The sequence below is a fragment of the Ruegeria sp. BB7 genome (assembly GCF_056539365.1).
The window spans coordinates 15,304-35,778 of record NZ_JBQFUV010000021.1 but is presented as its reverse complement, the minus strand read 5'-3'; the positions used below and the strand labels follow the sequence as shown (position 1 = coordinate 35,778).

At 51.1% G+C, this 20,475-nt stretch carries 1 protein-coding gene; it reads right to left on the bottom strand.

Annotated features, from left to right (window positions below; translation table 11 throughout):
• Positions 1-20,362: putative adhesin (locus tag ACR0D7_RS18430; RefSeq protein WP_480680319.1), on the bottom strand; the 20,362-nt coding region annotated here is incomplete at its 3' end.
• Positions 20,363-20,475 lie beyond the last annotated feature (113 nt).

Here is a 20,475-nt window from a genome sequence, read left to right as displayed (position 1 = left end):
CAAATGTCAACGCGTCAGAGCCATCAGGTCCAGTGCCGATAGTTGGGTTGTTGTTCAGTATGAGGTTTGGCCCAAGACCTACATCCACACCATAAACAGCAACAGCCGCATCATCGAATCCAAGACCTCCAAGAACGTTAAATGTCACGGTCTTGGCAGCCTCATCCACTGTCGCTTCGGAAATCTCGTCTAGCGCAGCCAGCCCGTCCCGGATACTGTTCAAAAGAGCGGAGCTATCGGTCGTTTCCGTTTCGCCTTCCGAGGCTTGCGTACTGCTCCCCGCATCATCTTCCTGACCTTGTGTGCTGATCTCATAGTAGAGCTCGCCCGTGGCCGAGCCAAAGTCCGAACGAACTGTTAGACCTTCGTCCTGCTCTATCTGAAGTTCGGCAAATGTCAGTTCGTCCTGATCAGCACCACCGTCATAAGTGTCAAGCCCTCGACCTGCAATCAGGCGATCATCTCCAGCGCCCCCATCGGCAAAATCATCACCGGCTCCGCCAAACAGCGTGTCCGCTCCAAGACCGCCGAACAATCGGTCGTTGCCAGCCCCACCAAAGATAAAATCATCACCGGCCCCTCCGGTCAGAATGTCATTGCCAGCGCCGCCAACAAGAATATCATCATTGTGCCCCGTCGTTATGTTGTCATCACCGTATGTACCGATGATTTCCTCGATGGAAGACAGTCGTTGAGTGGCTAGTAACCCGGAAGCTGGGTCGATAAACTCAACCTGATGAACAATACTTGCCGTCGCCTGAACATCGAATTCACGTCCATCCAGGTGCCCCGTCAGAGTAATCGAGCCTGATGTCTCGCCAGCTTCGGCATTCAGGACATTTGACGCGGCACTCTCTTCGGCATTGATAAGTTCCACAAGCTGCTGCGTGATCGATTCCAGATCATCACCGGCCTTGACTACGTAAACAAAGACTTCGCCGTCGATGGTAATTTCAACAGTATCACCAATCTCGAATGGCCCTGTCAGTGTCACCGATGACACCTGCGCGACGCCGTTTACGTGCTCGCGTGCCCGGGTGGAAACAATGGCCACATCAGAGGTCGCAACAGACGGCACTACCATTGCAGTAACGGTCAATTGCGCGACAGTTTGCACTCCTCCGTTCAGGCGGCCATAGATAAAGATACCCGTGATCAAGCCAGGATCACCTGAAATAATTTGATCACCATCTATGACCAACTCGGGATCCGGTCTTCCCTCTACAGTAACATCAGCAGTTATTTGTGTCGAAGCTCGAAGGGCACTGATCAGGCCCGAATAAACTTCCTGCACGGAGTCGTTGGACTGTGTTGTATAGGAAACAGAGGTTCCGTTCACCGTTACCGTAAAGACATCGCCCTCGGCGACAGGTCCCGTAATCGCGATTGTATCTTGTTGCGACTGCGCAAATACACCTTCCGTCGTGGTTTCCTGAGCAGCAGATTGACCGTTATCCTGAACCGTTAGGGTAATGGGTGTGCCGGAAAGCGTCTGATAATCGACAACATCGTCGCCACCGCCTCCTAGGACAATATCATTGCCACCGCTAGCCAGGAAAATATTCCCTTGTGCGTCGCCCGTCAGGGTGTCGTTTCCAGAACCACCACCAAAACCTTCAATACTTACCGCGGTAATCTCGAGGCCATCCAGTCCCATCAACGATTCAGCTGTCAGATCAAGCGTCAAATCCGTTGTCGCATCACGATACCAAAGGATATCTGTCCCCTGTCCGCCGTCAAAGAAATCACCGCCATTCCCAACGACGAAAATGTCGTTTCCGATATAGCCTTCAAATCCTTCCTTCTTATCGGTTCCAACAAATATGTCGCCGAAAGACGTACCGATGACGGACTCAACGTTTGTGATAGATACACCACGAGACTCGACTTCGATATTTACCGATGGGTCAGATAAGGCAATTTTCAGCTGCGTTGCATTTTGAGCCGATACTGACACAACCTCCTGATCCTCATTCAACCTTCGACTCAATCGCTCGGCCAGAACCTCGGCCGTTTCACCCAACCCGATCGTGAAGTCAGTTGTCACGTCGCCGAGGTTCAACGAAGCGGATGAACCAGGTGCTGTACCGGCCAGATCAATCCACTGAACTCGCGCCCCAGTGATATCATTCTGAGACAACAAAGATTGTCGGTCTTCCCCGTCTATTTCAAGGCTGACCTCCAAGGGTGTGTCGAACCCACTTTCCCCAGTGTCGATCAGCGCAAAATTACCATTTTGGGTTCCAGCAATAATCTGCGCCGCTTGACCCCCTGCGTTTACAGCGCCAATCAGATCGGCAACCCAGGCATCGCCGCCAGAATTGGTAATCGTGAACGATTCCTCGCCAACCCTCAGAATGATCGAAGCATTGGTCGAAAGCGCAATGTCGCTGCTTGCGATCGTAATAACGGAACTTGTACCAGCGCCGATTTGGGTAACTTCCCTAATCGAAGCGCCCTGACCCAGATCGATCAACAATCCATTACTGGCAAATTCAAAATTTGCCGTATCATTGCCAGCACCGCCGTCGACAATTCCACCCTGACCAGTAGACACCACCAGGTCGTTGCCGTCGCCCGCCAAAATAATATCCCGGCCTGAGGCACCATCCAAAATTTCGGATTGAGACGATCCCAAAATAATATCGGCGTAACGCGACCCGGTTACTTCTTCGATCGAAATAAACGTCTGTCTCGTTCGATTTCCACCGAAACTATCCGCTAATGTCGTGTTTTCTGTAGAGTTCCCATATTCCTGCAATACAAACAAGAATCCATCTTCAACGTCCGATTCCGAAGTATTGAGAGCTGAATAATTTACTGAGTCTATTCCACCTCGACCATCAATCACATCACTACCCCGGCTTCCCAGGAATAGGTCCGAAAGTTCCGAACCTTTGAGTGTGTCAGCGAAATCCGATCCCTGAACGTTCTCAATCGAATGGAGGTAGTCAAACTCTCCATTGCCCTTATTAGTTAATCCCAACGTCAGATCGACATCAACGCCGTTGTCTGAGTCTGCATATGTAACGGAGTCACTTCCCGAACCGCCATCTATAACATCTGTGCCTCGGCCGCTACGCAGGACATCATCACCACCATTTCCGAATATCTCATCATTACCATCGTTACCCTCAAGAACTTCATCCCTACTGGATCCGATAATAACATCATCATATGCCGAGCCGACGACACCTTCGATGTTGACCAACACATCACCATCGGCATCAGCACCGGTCCCAATCCCAGTCGCAAGGTTGACCGTTACACCAATACCCGCCGCGATATTGCCAGCATATCGAACCGTATCCGCCAAACCGGAACCGCCATCAATATAGTCGGCACCCGCTCCACCGATGATCAGATCATTTCCGCTTCCGCCAGAGATTAGGTCATCACCACCTCCGCCAAAAATAACGTCCGATCCCTGGTCTCCTATAAGGATATCATCCCCATCGAAGCCATAAATTTCATCGTCACCGCCACGACCGGATACAACATCATCTTTGCTGCCACCGTAGATTTTGTTGTCGTTTGCGTTTCCGAACAACTCATTTGAATTATCAAGGCTACCAGATAGCTGCTGATCAGAAGCAAAGGCAGCGGCATTCTCTTCCAGATCCAGAGCAACCTCTTCTGTGCCATCTGAATCGTCGATGATCACATATGATATGGAAAGATCATCGTTGATAGCAAATGTTCTTCCGTCAAACGTCGCGACAAGAATATGTTGATAATCCTGACCAAGTCGGAAGTTTTTCAATGTAACGGTATATGTCGGATCTTCATCCGGGATATCCGTCCGCGGTTGCAGATCAGGCGCATCGTTATTGGAAATACCGACCCGTTGGCTACCAAAATCCGAGCTTAACGGAGGTGGCCCGAAGAATTTCAAGACCAAGTCGTCGCCTTCAAACACCAGACGCAAGTCTTCAAAGTTCCGTGGCAGAACAATCGTATCGAATGCGCGATCGCTGTCGAAGTTATCGATTGTGACATGCCCGAGACCAGCTCCTTCCTTGAAGCCGATCGGTATCCCGTTCTCATAGATAAAGGGTGTCAGGATGTAAGCATCTTGACCGCCGTTGCCTTTCAAACTGTCATTGCCGCCAGAGGCGAAAATGCGGTTATCTTCAGCATTACCCGTGATTTGATCATCCGATTCTGTGCCGTAAACTGTTTCAACAGCATTTCCGGGAATTGCGACTTTCTTTTCAGCGAATTCGGCATCCTCAGGTGCATTGAAAGACAAATTTGCCTGAGATTGGCCAGGCTGATTGAGACCGATGGCACGGAAGGATTCTCCCGAACCCGAGAGCCGAGCCTCAAATGTCGCCTGCGCTGCGTCCGTACGATCAAAGTACAAGATATCGACCCGGTGCCAGCCAGAAGTCAACGCCTTTGTTGCGACAACTGATGTAGCATTTCCTGAGACATCCAACCCGTCAGAGGACGAAACCAGTTCTCCGTCGACTCTGAACTCAAAGCCGTCATCCGTAACTGACCGGAAATCGTAATCTCCCGCTTCATCGACAAAGACAAAGCCGCTTAACCGGACAATCAAATGCTGGGCCGGATCGACGATCCCATCCAAGCTGCCTGAATCGCCGCCTAGGAATGTATTCAGTTCGGACGCAGTCCAGCCATCTGGTGATCCCGCAGCGAGCTGATAGTCCAGACTTGTAGCAGTAAAAGTGGCATTCGCCCCAGTGCTTGCATCCGCTTGTGCAACAAAATCGCGAGCGTTGCTCAAAGAAGCGATATCCTGATCGAAAACAGTGAAAATTTCGCCCGTCAGACCCGTCCCAAGGTTCGATGCATCTGTTGTCGCGTCGAAATTTATTCCCGTTTCTTCTTGCTGGAAGTTCACCTGCTGAAGAGCCAACTCGCCTTGCTCGGTAATTGAGAAAGAATAGCCATCTGTCGTCACTAGATTCAGATTCCGCGCGGACTCCTCCACCGCGGCATTTTTCAGGCGAATTTCGCCAAGGCGATCACCAGCGATGACAACATCATCTCCGTCAACGCGTGTGTAGGCGAGTGCTTTGACGTCCCCATCGACAAAAATCGTACCGGCGTTGTTCTCACCCTCGCTCTGATGGGTGATCGTGACCGTTCGGAATCCCGCTGCGCTGACCAGGTACGTATCGGCACCCCCACTGCCGGTAAGTGTATCGTTCCCGAATTTGCTCGAAAAAACTTCGCTCTTTTCCGTACCCGTAAAGGAATCATCGCCAGCCGAATCAAAGACTTGTGACAACTCTTCATCCGCAAGATCAACGGTAACTCCGTCCTCCCCTTGGGCATCGTAGTCACGAGAATACAGACCCAGAGACGCAAAGGCAGGAGCATCTTCGGTCGCCACATTATATTGGATTGCCGCGGTTACACCATCGGATGTTCGTATCCCAATGTGGCGGCGGCGATATCCCAGATCCTCGTCGGCAGTAGCCCCGAACCAATCTAAAATTCGGGCTCCACCTGCACCGGCAGTCTGGATAAGCAAATCCTGACCATCGCGTTGCAAAGTGACATCTGAAAAGTCGACGGGAACTTCGATTACATCATTATCGCGACCATTGTAGTTTTCATCAAAGTTATCAATGACAACGGTATCAGAGCTTCCTGCCTGAAGAACATAATAGTCCTGTCCACCAGCCCCCTTCAGAGTATCAGCGCCCCCATTAGCCCGGATGACATTGTCCCGTTCATTACCCGTCAGCCGGTCGGCAAATGCACTGCCGGAAATTTGCTCAATTTCGCCATACTCCCGAGCTCCGGCGTCAATCACAACGCCTTCTGTCGCCGTCGAGTAATCAAGAGCTTCAACCGTCAGATGCGTATCTCCAGGCGTAGTCGGTAGGACCAGAACGGCATTTGTCGTCGATACGTCCAAATGCTGGACGGATTCATCCGAGTACCAGTTTTGGACAATAACAGTTACGTCCTTAACGGTATTGATCCGCAGATCGTCACCAATCTGTTCAACGCCGGTAATGAACGTACTGTCAAATTCGAACCGGATCGTATCGTGCAGACGGTCTGCAGACGAGTTGTCGATTGTAACAACGCCGTCGCCTTCGGAAATCAGGTAGATGTCTTGCCCGTCGCCGCCGCGGACAAAGTCACTTCCACCGCCAGGTGTCAGTACATTGTCAAGCGCATCCCCGATCAAGGTGTCGTCAAAATCAGTGCCTTCTAGCCGTGCAACTGACAGCAATTGCGAGCTGCTGCTCAGATCGATATTCACTCCCGCTGCTGCAAGGGAATAATCAATCTCAACAAGTTCTTTCGTCAATTCCGAGCCATCCGGTACCGAACTCAAGTCTCCGCTCAGCCGGAACAGAACACGGTTTCTTGCAGCGTCTGCTTTAAACCCTTCGTCTGCGATAATCGTGAGATGCTGGTATTCGTCCCCGAGGAACCAGTCTTTGAGGATGACGTCTTCTTCCGTCCCATTGAACAACCGAATCTTGAGAACACCGTCATTGCCATCGCGAACCGCGCGGATGTCCTCAAAAGATGCGTGAATTTGCAGGGCATCTTCGGCCCCGTCCTCTGCCCGGTTGTTGATGATCACCTCATCCTGGCCAGCAATGATCACATAGGTGTCGGTTCCCTCGCCGCCGGTCAGGGTGTCTTGTCCGTCGCCTCCTAGCAATACATCATCACCGCCGCCGCCGAACAGGGTGTCGTCGCCGGCGCCACCTTGCAGTTCGTTATCCAGGTCGTTGCCAGTCAGTACATCATCACCGGCGCTACCGGCAATGTTGACAACCCGCTCGAACTCTGCACCCGAAGACGCGTCAAAAGTTTGCCCCTCTGGAACGAAGATTCCGTCGACGATTTCTCCTCTATCTCGAAAATCTGCTGCAACGGCAGAAGTTGACAGCTGGGCGCCGCTTCTGCTTTGAGACGGAAGATTAGTCCGCGCCGCTGCTGTTTCGATTTCATATACAAATCCGTCGCTAGTACGAATAGCAATATGCTGATTGTCAGAAGACGTGGAAAAGTCTTCCAGCACGGCGATTTGATAGAGTCTATCGGGGGTAACGGAATCGCTTGGGCTGATATTGAAGTCACTTGGACTTATATAGATGCTAAGATCATCTCCAGCAGTCAACGCCTGACCGACAATGTTATCTTGTCCAAAAAACCGCCGACCATTGATCGAAAACCCTTCAGAATCGATGCTAATCGTCGGTCTGTCGGTAAACGTGGCAACTGTATCATAGTCAAGTTTGCCAAAGAAGATTTCATCGCGCGTATAGTCCAGCGCGATAATATCTAATTCGCCATCTGAAGCGGCGTTGTTGATATTTACGTGGCTTCGGCCGCTAGACGTGAAATTGTGTTCGAATTCAAGATCATAGAAGTCCCGACCATCTCCGCCTTCGAGGTAGTCTAGCCCCCCCTGAGAGGCAAAGATATTGTCAGCGCCATTACCAATTAGACGATCGGCATCCCTAGTGCCTGAGATGCTAACGATCTCATCAGCCAGCATGTTGTCTGAGTCCGAACTGTCGGATAGGACCGTGGCATCAAATTCGATACCCGAGCGCTGTCCACTTTCGAAATACAACAACGCGGCGTCTTCCTCGTTGAACAGAGTAGGCGTAGTGAATTGCTGAAGAGGGCTATTGTTGACCGAATACAGGATATCCAGACCCGGCAAACCCAGATCGATCCCCAAGGTATTGTCAAAGCCGTATGTCAGTATTTCAATCTTGTGAATACCGGCTTCCAGCTGAACCGAATTCCTTAGCCTCAGGCCATCACCCCCTTCTCCGATGAACTCTACGATTTCACCAGTTGGAAGAACTGTATTTACCCCTGAGCGCTTGGTAACTGTCTCACCGTTAATCTCGAACGAACCCGGACCTGAATAATCAGTGAAGAAATCATATTCACCAGCAACATCAGCCACGAAGTAACCGGTCAATCGAATAGCGACATTGTTGTTGTCAAAGCCTTTTTGCCCGGAATATGAACTGGAGTCGTTCCCCAGATAATCTGTAATCTCACCGCTTGTTACAGCAGTCCGAAGGTCACGCGATTCAACTGAGTATGATACATTTGTCGCCGCGAATGTACCATTCGGATCATTGTTCCGAATGAAATCTTCAACGCGCTGTGCGACATCAATTTCAGGAACATTATTAGTGATATGGAATACATCGTCAGAGAAATGATAGACTTCCCCTTGCAGGCCACTTCCAGAGCGATCGGTGAAATGCCGACGATAGATTTCTCCGTCCAATCCTGTCAGCGAAAGATCACCTTCCGTGGACGGCGTATAATAGAATCCATCCGCCGTATAAATTAGCAGGCTTCTGTTGGATTCAACGTCCCAATCCTTCACAACAACAACAGGGGTATCGCTATGGTCTGGTGCGGACAGAACCAGTCCGATAGTGTCCACGCCATTCTCGTCAGCAATAATTCGAATTTCCCATTGTAAATCTTCGTTTAGAATGGGCAGAAGCAGGAAATCCTGAGCAAAGTCAGAAGACGAGTTGTCAATGAACGCCGTCGACACTTCACCGTCCAAACCATGCCCGATAATACCCAGATTGGTAAATGAATCTCCGTCGGTGATCACATAAGTATCGGAACCATCTCCGCCGACAAGCAAATCCGATCCATCAGCCGGTGCGGGCTCTCCATCCTCACTCGGATCGTCTACGACACGCACATTCAGGGTGTCGTTACCCGCTCCGCCAAACAATCTGTCTGCACCTGTATTTCCATACAGCACATCATTGCCACCTTCACCCGACAGCCGGTCATTACCGCCCCCGCCGACAAAGGTTTCATCCCTATCTGAACCATCAATTTGATTGTCGGCGTCGTTGCCATAGACAGAGGTGATCTCACCATCAGACTCAGTATCAAAGTCCGTTTCTGCAGAAACTCCTGCATCCTCATCAGCCTCTACAAGCGTTTTGGAGGTGATGTTGTCGGTTGAGATCCGTCCTTGTCCATCCGACAGGAAATTGGCGATAAGTATGAGTTCACCATTGGAAACTCCTGGACTGATACTTATCGAACGTCCGTTGTCACTGTCTGTTTGCGTTACAGGCGTACTAACATCGACTGCAACAGCCTCAGTCACCAAGTCATTAATATCGGTTACCGTTTCAGGCGCTATTTCAACGGAATACCCATCTGTCGTCCTGATATCAATTTGCCGGTTTTCAGCAGCAACGAAGTAGTCTTTGATGATTACATCCGCTTGATTAAATGCGTTCGGCAACAAAACAAGTTCATACTCTTCCGAGTCACTGACCCGTCCGGCAGCCCAATGGGATGGAGTAGTGCCTTTGGGCAACACGGCGAAACGTCCGTTTTCACCCAGGACACTTGCCAAATCGCCTGGAACGGCCCCGTCAATCAGATTTTGCGGTACATGGTTGATCTGGACAATCGACAAATCATTCCCGACACGGGCGATCCGGATTTCGTCCAATGCGGAATCTATGATCAGCGTGTCATTTACACCATCCGAGGAACTGGTATCAATCGTTGTCCTGAAGGCCCGGCTATTCCCATCCCCGTCAGGGCGCTGATTGACCAACCACTTACCGCTGTGATCAAGTACATACAGATCATGACCATCACCACCAGTCACCTCGTATTCGGATTCGCCAATGATGAAGGTATCATCCCCATCGCCGCCGGAAAGTACGTATTTCAGATTACCCAGAGACGCGCGCGTTGTTTCAATGTTGTCCAGTGCCGTCTGGTAACCATGGGCATATCCATTTCGGATTGTAGCAATCCAATAATCATTGTCAAAATTTACGTGCTGAAGATCGGTCTCACGTGAATTGCCGAGGATCTCGTTGTTTAGAACAAATAGTTCATACTCGCGATCTCTGAAGGAATTATCTATTCCGTAGTTAATCAGATACTCGTTTGCGGCACCTCTGACCTCATCGCTACCAAATTCTGCTATTTCAGTGACATACTCCCTAAAGACTTCCGCGCCATAGCGGAAAAATGAATCGGGGTCCGATTGAATCTGTTCTGCCGTGACTGTGGACGGACCATCCGGCGGAACCAACGCATCCACGGATGGGCCAACAAACGTGTTATCCAGTTCATTGCCAATAATATTGGAAGTCGAGACGGCGCCTTCAACGATACCATCGTCTTGGATGACATTTTGAAGAGCGACTTTAAACGCGCCAAAAAAGGCCGTTTTACTGCGTTCTACAACAGAAAAGGAATGTTCCTGGCCAGTGCCCAGAATTACACCCGTCACTCCGGCGTCAAATTGGAATTCTTCCGAAACGTGATGTGAACCGACAGCTCCTTCCTCGTGTATATTGGCAATCTGAGGAATACCACCAATAACGATTTCTGTATCCTGGAACGGATCCCCAAGATCTAGTGATGTAAATCCGGCATAGGATGAGTTTTCGCCGGCCCCCAAATCAATCGCTTGCTGTGCCGAATCCTCAGAAATACTGTGTATCGAAAAGAAACTGGATACGTCTTGCAGTTGCTGATTTTGTGTCCTTGAAATAATTTGTTCACGATCAAACGCCTGCTGCGCTGCATCCACTGCGTCCTGGCTAACAAATCCAAACGTCTGACCGAAATCATATACCGCTTGTCGAAAACCACCTAATATGGCATTGAACTTAACGATACTTGATGCATCGCTGGGCAATCTCTCATAAGCGGTTTTGATACCACCAATCGAAACATCAAAAGCGATACGAACCACACTGAGAGCAATATTCAATGGCGCAGTAATAACCTGCGCCGGCGGGAAGACCGCACCAATCAAATCTGCAACAGCAACAATAGCATCCAAGGCCAAATCGACACTGGCCTGTACGATATCGAATGTATCGCCCCCGTTGATGGCCTCAACGAGGTTGTAAATATCCCAACCAACAAATGCCAAAGAAATACCGGCACCGATGAAAGGCACCACACGTGAAAATGCCGCACCTGCCTTCGCGCCAATTCTGCCTACACCACCTACAATGGCCGCTTGGGTGATTTCAGTCGCAAGCCGTTCGGTAGCAATACCTGTCGTCCGTGACAAAACGGAAATCGTTGCCTTTTCGACAACGGGTGCGGCGCGCAACAACCCTGCTTCCGCAATCTGTGAGAGCGTTTTTCCCGATACACGGCGGATGGCAGCGGCAGCCCCTTCAGCGATCAACCCTCCGGCGACCTGGGCCCCACCAAATGAAGCTGCGGACAAACCAAAGATTGCCTGTGCACTTCGATCTTCTGAGATCGCTGACAAGGCTTGCGCAAGCCCAAAAATTGTCAAAGCAGCGCCCGCTGGTCCTGAGAACAAATCCTCGGCGGGTTGGCTGCTGGGCCGACGGCGGGCACTTCCCTCAGTACGAACGCCTTCCGGCGCAGTTGTCGGTTCACGCTCAACAACCGCACGGGCTCTGGCTTCAGCTTTCTCTACCAGACCTGGAACACGAAGAGGCAAATCTTGTATCAGAATCTCGTGTTCTGGCAAAACGGCATCTGCAGGCGCATCCGCAGGGCCAGCGCGGAACCGAATACGGTCTTCACTGACTACAAGCGAATCTTCGACAAACCTATGTTCAATCCCGGTCTCCTCAGAAAACCGGTTGATCATTCTTTCTATGGCCTGGGCAATCGTGCGCTGATCCTCGACAACCGCAAGCTGCGCATCAACGAAGTTTTTGACAACTTCCACCCCCGCATCCTGTTCGAGCAGGCGGGTCGTCGTCCGTCTGGCCTGTGCACGCTGTTCGGGACCGAAGGCGCTCAGCCGCTCCTCAATCCCTGCCTCCAGCACCGCGGCCGCGGCCTCGGGTCCACCCTGCAATGCAGCAACACGGGCCCGCGTTGTCGGGTCGGACACAAACTCCTCAGACCCCAGTAAGCCCAGATTCTTCTGACCAATACCCTGCCGGACCGCCTCCGCAGCCGCAGAACCATTGACCCGAGCAATATCCCGCACCTGCTCAACAAGCGCCCGCGCCAATACATCTCCAGCCCCAGCAACCAAGCCCTGGTCACTGAGGGTTCGGAGAATCCGGGCAACGTTACGGCCATAGGAAAAATTGCTCGCACTTGCCTGACGCACAGCATCCAAGGCATTGCGAAAATCCTGGGCGTTACCAATACGCGAGCGGAACCGGGAATCCGCTGGAAGCTCACGCACAATCTCCGCATAAACCGCCGTTTGATCCCGGCTGATCCTAGTTACAATCGGGTTCGTATCTTCGGCAAAACGCACTAACGGAACCACTCGGGATGAAGTCAACCTTCGGGCATTGGCACTGTTTGAAATCCTAGCCGTAGTGCTACCTATTAGGTCTAGGAATCTGGTCCTATCTTCCGGAGGGACTCCTAAAAAATCAGCTATCCTAGACGTAATCAAACTTGTAGCTTCATCCTGTTTGGATGAGCGCACAATTGCCGAAGCCGTGCCGCGAACAGCGGTGATTACATCCACAATATATTCTACATGAGTTGGATTACTGGCTAAAGCTTCGAAAGAAAATTCACCCGGATGAATTGTAGCAACATATGATATAATTTCCGCGTCAATAGTCTCAAGAAGCCGCGAATCAGCTTCTGATAACAACTCGCGACGTTGACGCTCAAACGTTGCACGTTCATCTTGAGTTAGCCGGTTGAAAGCAGGAGACCGCTGGTATTCTCTCAAATATTGAAGTTGAGAAAGAACGCGTGACTGTTCGTATAGGAATTCCAGCGCAGCTTGCAGAGACTCAAAACCAAGCAGATTGTTTATCGGTCTTGGAGACTCACCAGCAATGGTGCCTGGAATCAAGCTTCCAGATTCATTAATAAAAAATCGAGTGTTAACACTATTTTGCACAGCATATCTAGTTCGGATTCCACCAGTGCGTGTGGCAAGATAAGAATTCTCATTCAGCCAACCGACAGGTCGAGTTGAACGGCTTAACAAATCAGGCGATAGCGCTGCAGTGAAACTGCCCACACCCGCTGCCGTATATTCAGCCCGAACACCTAACGGTGCCCTTACAAGGGTATTGTTTGTCGCTCTATTGACAAAAAATCGACGAGCGTCGGCTGTTGGGGGGTTCGCTTCTGTTAGCAGGAAATCGATAACATGTACATTTTCGTGTACTAAAATCGATTCTTGAGTATTGCCAGGTGAAAAGGCAACAATCAGACCCTCATTTTTTACTCTATCTGTGAAGGCCCTAACGTCAGGGGATAAACCTAAGGTGTTGAAGTTTCCACGTTCATTTGAAGCAAAAATAACCCCAATATTACCCAACTCACTGCGACTTGAAAAACCACTAATTTCTTGAGCGAGACGAGAAACAACAAAGAGTTGCTTTCCAACTTCAGGTTGAGTATTGGCCGACCTAAAAAGCCCTTCGATAGCACTGACTTGGCCATCAGCGCTGGATTCGAGCGCAATCCCTGAAATATTTGTACGCGAAACACCGTCAAGTGAAACAGAAACCCGTTCACCTGTTTCGCGGGCAGGAAGATTAAGAAGCCGGTTCTCGGCGCTTACATCGACCGGTTGACTGGCGAAGCTCAGGTCACCGTTGATGAACCGTTGCAACTCAAGCCGGGCTGTGAGGGATCTGCTTCCCGGAAATACATCGATAGCAGCGGGTCGCTCCTGCCCATTGAGAGTGATGTTTTCCCCATTGGTGGCGAAGAATGCATTGACCCGGTCGGCGTCATTCAACACTGTACCAACAGACTGATCGATCAACGCTGTTAGCGATCCCTCAAATCCTTCGGCCGGCAAACCGCTCAGCACACCTTCCAATGCCGACAACCTATCAAGATGGTCGGTTCCGACAGCAGCCTCCACACGCGCGGCCTGATCCGGTGTTAATCCGTCATAGAAGCTTCGGATTTCCGCCACTGCGGCTTCCAGCGCCGCTCTGTCCGTGGCATGGTCGAAGGCTTCGGGAACCTCTTTAATGGAATCGACTGGCAGGGTCAGTTTTTGGCCAGTAATCCGTTCGATGCCCTGCCGAAACTCAGTGAGCCGCTGAACCAGATCGGGCTCGAAATATCCAATTTCCTTGCTGATCGCCAATTCGCGGCCAAACAACGACAGACGACCATCTGTAAAGAGAGCCAGCTCATGCGCGCGCGATGCCCAGTCGAACCCGGCATTCGCCTGCAGCGCCGGATTGCGGAAGGCGCTGACTGAGGCCGCCAGATTGTCGAAATACCGGGACACATAGGAATCGAAATCCTGCAATGCAGGCGAGTTTTCCAAGCCAAAGGCACTGGCTTCTCCTCCGGAACCTGCGGTCAGACGTCCATTTTCACCCTGTTGAAGCCTGAGGGCCGTATCGCCTTCAAGTGTACCTTCAAACCCTGTTCCTTCGGTTACAAACCGGTCTTCACCAGGCATGGGCGGCATCGGCGTGCCACTCGCGTCGTGGGAACAGCGGCAAATATGCGCCGTAATATCCTGGTAATTGATGTCCTCCCGCGCCCGAATGCTCCTCAAAACATCCGACAGTCGTACATCCTGGCCTGCTGTCTTGCGAACGGTGATGATATCCACATTCTGGCCGTTGGCATTGAGCGTCTCAACAATCGAAGAGATATCATTCTCGACTGCGCGCTGACGCTCAGGGTCGGTCGGATCACCAGTCAGGGGCACCCGCGCCTTGAACAGGGTGTAATCCGTGACACGGTCGCCTGCCGTGCGAATCTCTGCACGATCGATATTCGGCAGATTGTTCAAGGTTTCAGCCGGGTTATCTACCAGAGCCTGCCCTTCGGGGGTCAGGAAGGACAGTGTTGGATCGCCAGTTTCCAAACCGAATCCCGCGCGCCCACCAACCGCTTCGGTTGCTTCAAAGCCATGCGCATACAGCACCGCGTTTTGTGCGAATTCTCCGCTGTTGAACCGAGCTTCTGTCGTGTAAATAAAGAGATCATCACCGATTTGAACACGGCGCAGCCCCATGTTCCGGAGCCTGCTATCCAATACAGCGTCGGCATCGAAATTACCAACAGAGCCACTGTTTTCGACAGCCTGCAAGTCCGGCTCTACCTGAACGATCACTTGGCTTTCGCCCACGTTCAATACTGCTTCATCTGGCCCAACGGTGGGCGTGGCAGGTTCATTAAAGGCGGTTTCAACTTCCTCGGTTAGTTGCTGATTGCTCAACGAAATATTTTCGGTAGAAGCATCGGACGGAGAAAGGCTTGCATTGGTCAGCCGACTCAGAATTTCGGCGCTCGTAAGGCGGGTATTCGGCTCGGCGATGATATTTCCGTTCTGGCGGTCAATATTAACCTGAGCCAAAGGCGTACTAAGATCAAAGCGACCGTTAGATGTGGACTGAGCAAAAAACTGGATACCCGCTTCAGAGAACCCCGCTCCTCGCTGCTCGCTCAGATTTAACTGAGTTATTTCGAAGTTATTAATGTTCTCTACAGTTGCCCTAATTTCGCTTTCAATTCTTCTGGCCTGCTCTTGAGCAGAAATACGGCTTTGAGAACTACCGTCTTCAGAATTATTGCTTCCAGATATACTGGACAATCTTTCATTCAGCTCCTGAATTGCATCGGCCCGGATATGCAATTTTACAGTTAGATCGCGGGTTTCACCAAAATTGGATTGTTCGCTCCGCAGAACTTCCAAGGTTCTCCGAATAACTTCACTGTTTTCTGCTGCTAAAGCTAGTTTCTGCCGAGCAATCCGCTGTTGCGTGAAGACAACGTCCCCTGCTGCGTTTATCGGCGTGTCAACGCGTGGTGCAGAAACTGTTGGTCGCAGACTCACATCAACTGAGGCCGCAAGAAATTCACCATTCGCGCCAAATGACAGGAAACTAGTTCCCCACGCAAAGCGTCTACTTAATACTGTCGCGGTACTCTCGGCGAAGAGGGTCAGGTACCCGCTGTCGCTGGAAATATTACGGCTAACGCCAGTGCCCACAAGGTCGGAGCTGGCAAAACCGAGACCATCGATATTAAAAGCGAGTCTCGCAGAAATGCCCGTGAATGTTCCTGCCGCGATATCAGGGGGCCGCACCTCAAAGCCGGCGCCCTGATCACCTGCAACCCTACGCCCAGATGCATTCTGACTTGTTCGCGACAGCGTCAAACGCCCATTTAAATTGGCTGCTGCACTAGTGCCAAGAAAACTGTCAAGCCCAACATTGCCGGCCGTTTCTGGCACTATACCAAATGTATTACTTCCCGAAATTGCGCCGGAGACCCCAAGGCTTAAATCCCCGAATCGCGCATTGCTTGCACGTGCATCCGCCGCAAATCTTAGCAATTCCTGTGCTTCGATCGGCTCTCCGGATGTGATGCGCCGAATAACATCGAGGGCATTTTCCCGCTGTGTAACCGGCTCGGCACCTGGAATACGTGAGGGCACTAGTACATTTGGCTCAGCAGGAATAAATAGCGAAGCGTTGTTGGAATTCACCCCGGTTGCGCCGAGTGTTCCCGTTAAAATGCCAAATCCGCCAAACTCCAATGCTGCATTCAGATGGCTCTCATTACCGGTCCCAAGCAAACGCCCCGATACGCTGGTCCTCAAAGATGCCCGATCAGTCGCACTAATTCTAAACCCGGAAACACTGTTTCCGTCCGGTCCTACTATGGTTTCCGCCCGGATTGTTAGACCACGCTGGAATGATGGGCCAGCGGAACCAACGAGTTCCGGAGTCACTTGGAAATTTGTTGCCTGGTTGAGCAGCGAATCGGCCGCAATTCCTCCTACTCCAACAAGAGCCGCTCCCGTTTGCGCAACCCGAACGGTGCGTTCAATGTTACCAATCGCTCTGCGTCCGCTTGGTCCGACATAGTCACGAAGATATCCGGCGCCAAATTCTGCGGCGGCTCCTCCGAGAGCCACACCTGTAGCCGCTAAACGAGCAGCGGCAGGTATCGAGTTGAAACTTGGAGCCTCTACCACAGCCCCGGATCCAAAACCAGATCCGGATTCGAAGGCGGGACCGGATTGCGCGAATCGTCCATTAACAAGGGGAAAAACCCCAGTATTGAGGCCTAGACTTTCCCCAAAGGAAAATGAAATGGATTGCCCCTCACGCAGCCCATCAACTACCGCCGCGACCCGGTCAGAGAACATACTCGTTCCAACTAATTGCTCACGAACCGTCGGATCAGCAGTATTGGCCGCTGCATTTTCAAAAAAGTTATTAAACTGGAACCGAGCAAGGGTATTCCCGTCAACGCCCCGGCCGAAACTGGATACATTTGAATTCAGCAACTCGACGCTGCGATCAAACGCACTGGGTTGATAGACCCCGAAATCAACCAGTTGGTTGAGACGTTGCCTTGGGTCGTTAGTTATTTCACGAGTGGAACTATTCCGACTCAATCTCACGTCAGTGTCTTTCGCCAGCTGCCGAATTCTCTCATCATTTTCCGGCGATGAGAGTTCCAATAGGCTTTCGCGGGTGGTGTTTTGAAGCGACGGGCCAGCGAAACCAGAGCGCAACCTATGAACCGAAACCAAGTTGTCCAAGACTTCAGCGAAAATCGTTTTGAAACGATTCCAATCAGTAAAGCGGTTTTGTCGAACAAGCTGATCAAGGCGAGCGGTTGGCGATAGCCCTGCCCCCTCTGGAATTAAACCACCTTCAATCTGACGCAGGTTAGAAATCAGGCTTAAACCTGCCGAACCAGGACCCAGGTTAACACTTTCGCTGAGGCCCAAAACTTCTGTCAGGGTAGTCCTTGACGCCGCCTGAATCCGCTCATTTGTTTGTCCGCGTGTAAAATTGATCCCATAGTCAGCCTGACCAGCCAAATTTTCCAATATGCCGACCAAACGACTATTGCGATCGATCAACCTTTCAATCAAAGCGTTTCTATTAAGATCGCCCGTATTAATAGAAATGTCCGGATCATATTTGAACAACAAAAAGCCTTCAGGGCTTCGGATGGACTCCAGTAGCCGAACGTTCTCAGCGATATTTTGTGTTACGAAACCATCGTAGCTGACGGGGCCTTCGGGACTGTTCCCCCAGATGAGCCGAGTAGCAGCGGATGCAGCAGCAGATATTGCATCGCGACCCACACGAACTATCGGTGCAGTCGTACCAGTGAGAACTGACAATACTTCTCGACCTATTCCACTGCCCAAAAGGCTCGCGCTTTCTCGTGAGAAAACGTTGCTTCCTAAGCCACCAAAGACAGAACGGAGGCTCTGTGTCTGCGTTACTTTGAATAGTGCATGCCCAGGAATCTGCCTGTTGCTAACCGGTAAGCGGCTGAAGACCGCATCAAAAACACTAAAGTGGGAGCTACCTTCAATCTGGACTGCCGTATGCCCCTGCCCAGGCTCCAAGCTTGCTGTGCTGACTACCCCTTCCCCGCTTCCGGGGACGTCAGCAGGTAGAGACACGGAGACGTCCTGCAAATTCAACCCCGTATCGCCAGCCGTTCCTGAGGCAGCGAATGCGTCCGAAGAGGCCGCAGGATCCAGCCCTGCCGCCGACACACTGCTTACCCCATTTCGGATCACATCGGCATAGTTGATCCTTTGCGCCCGCCCTATATCAAACCGGTTCAATATGTCGCCGCCGCGAGATGCAAGTATATCAACGGTTACAAGCGGCAAACCGACTTGCCCTGTCGGATTGGCCAATACACCTGCGCTTTTTGCAAGAAAATCCAAAACGACCCGGGAGCCTTCTCCGCCCCCGACGACTCCGCTCGACAAGAGTGTCGCTAGGTTCTCGAACAAGTCCGTACGAGTCACGTTCCGGCCAAAATTCCCGGTCGGATCTGCGGCCCTGGTTTGAGCAAAACGCAGGAATCTGTTGAACCTTTCAAGGTCCGTCCGACTAATACTAATTGATTGTCTTCCAACTTCACTATTGATGCGCAAATTCAACCTGGACGGAAGCGAGGCAAAATCAAAATCAGTTCCAAAAATTGGCGCGAAAAGATTGTTATTAAAGTCAAGCACGACTTCGCCTGACGAAGGCAACTGAGCCTGTAAAATTCGCGCGTCGCCGTCATATGCCTGCTGCGAAAGACTTGGATTTATCCGTGCAGTAGGGGTAAACGAAGGCAGCCCTGACTCTACCGCCGACCCACCGCCAAGGACGATCGCTTGTGCCTCAATAAGTGCTCGCGTGGCGCTGGGATCAATCACATAGCGATTGTCGCTGCCCGGCACTTCTGCAGCCCGTACTCGGATGATAAGCCCTTCCGAAACGCCGCTTACAGGATTAAATCTCTGATGAATTTCATAAGGCGTTCCCTCAGGCAAATTTGTGTCACCGACAATCAGTGTTTGCGACTCACCCAATCCCAATGATTGCAAGCCGCTACGCTCCAAAGGTTGCCTTCCAAACCCACTTTGGAACAGCTCAGCATCCACAGGGTGCCCCAAAACGAACAAGGCATCCGCACCAATACTAGGGCGATTGCCGACCTCGCTGGTTCTGCCCATTCCAATATTCAGAATTTCCCTCAGCCAATCACCGAGAGCATTTCGAATATCTTGTGACGCAGCCGCTTGACTTTCTGAACCTGAAAGACCTCCACCTTCTAACGGCGCGTCAGTTCCTCCTAGCGCGATACCCGAGATCACACCGGTCTCTATGGTGTAAGATTGAATGGAAAGCTCAGAACCTTCACCTGAAAATGCCAGCTGTATGGGCTCCTGCACAGTACCCTCTGTCAGCAGGGTGCGGCTCCCGTCAACAAAGCTGACCAGTTGGCTGGGAAAACCGTTTGTATCAATGGCAGGAACATCGATAATGCGGCTGCCAGCGACATCAATCAAATCCTCCAAAATAGCTTCAAACTGTATCCGCGCATCACTTTCAGAAATAGTGCTGGAACCTTCACTTCCGGCTTCGGCAAGCCGAGCCCTGGCATCACTCAAGCGGCCAGCAATATCTGACAGTCGGTTTATCTGCTCCGGCTCTAAGCCATCTAAACCAAATATGTTTTGGTAGAATGTCTGAAGCTCGGAAAATGCAGCTGTATAGCTGTCAATATCAAAACCTTCAGGTGCCAATATAGGAAGGGTCGTTGAATCCAAAAGATAGGGTTCACCTGGGTTGGCTTCGACAAAAACTTCCCTTAATTCCGCGGCAGAAATTCCAATCACATCCGCTATCCGGTCCGGGAAAGCCTGCAATCGAGTAACCAAGTCGTTAGACAAATCCCCGGTCGTTAGGCTTATTTTGGTTAGATATTCGACTCTTTCGAAATCCATCAGGATGGTATTAAAATCCACACGACTCTGTGGGTCCTCAAAAATCCCTCCCCTCTCGGCATCGACCGAATACAAGGCAAAAACTTGATTGATTTGCGAGATATAATTTCGAATATATTGCTCAAAGTCGCCAAGCTGCGTATTGAAATCAACCATTTTATCTCTCCCTTGTGTCGCTCCGAGTTCGCTCACGCATACTCAACTTATCCGTGCAACTCAGTCACGAAAAATCTATCACCTGCCAAGGTACAGCAAAACAAACAGCGCCA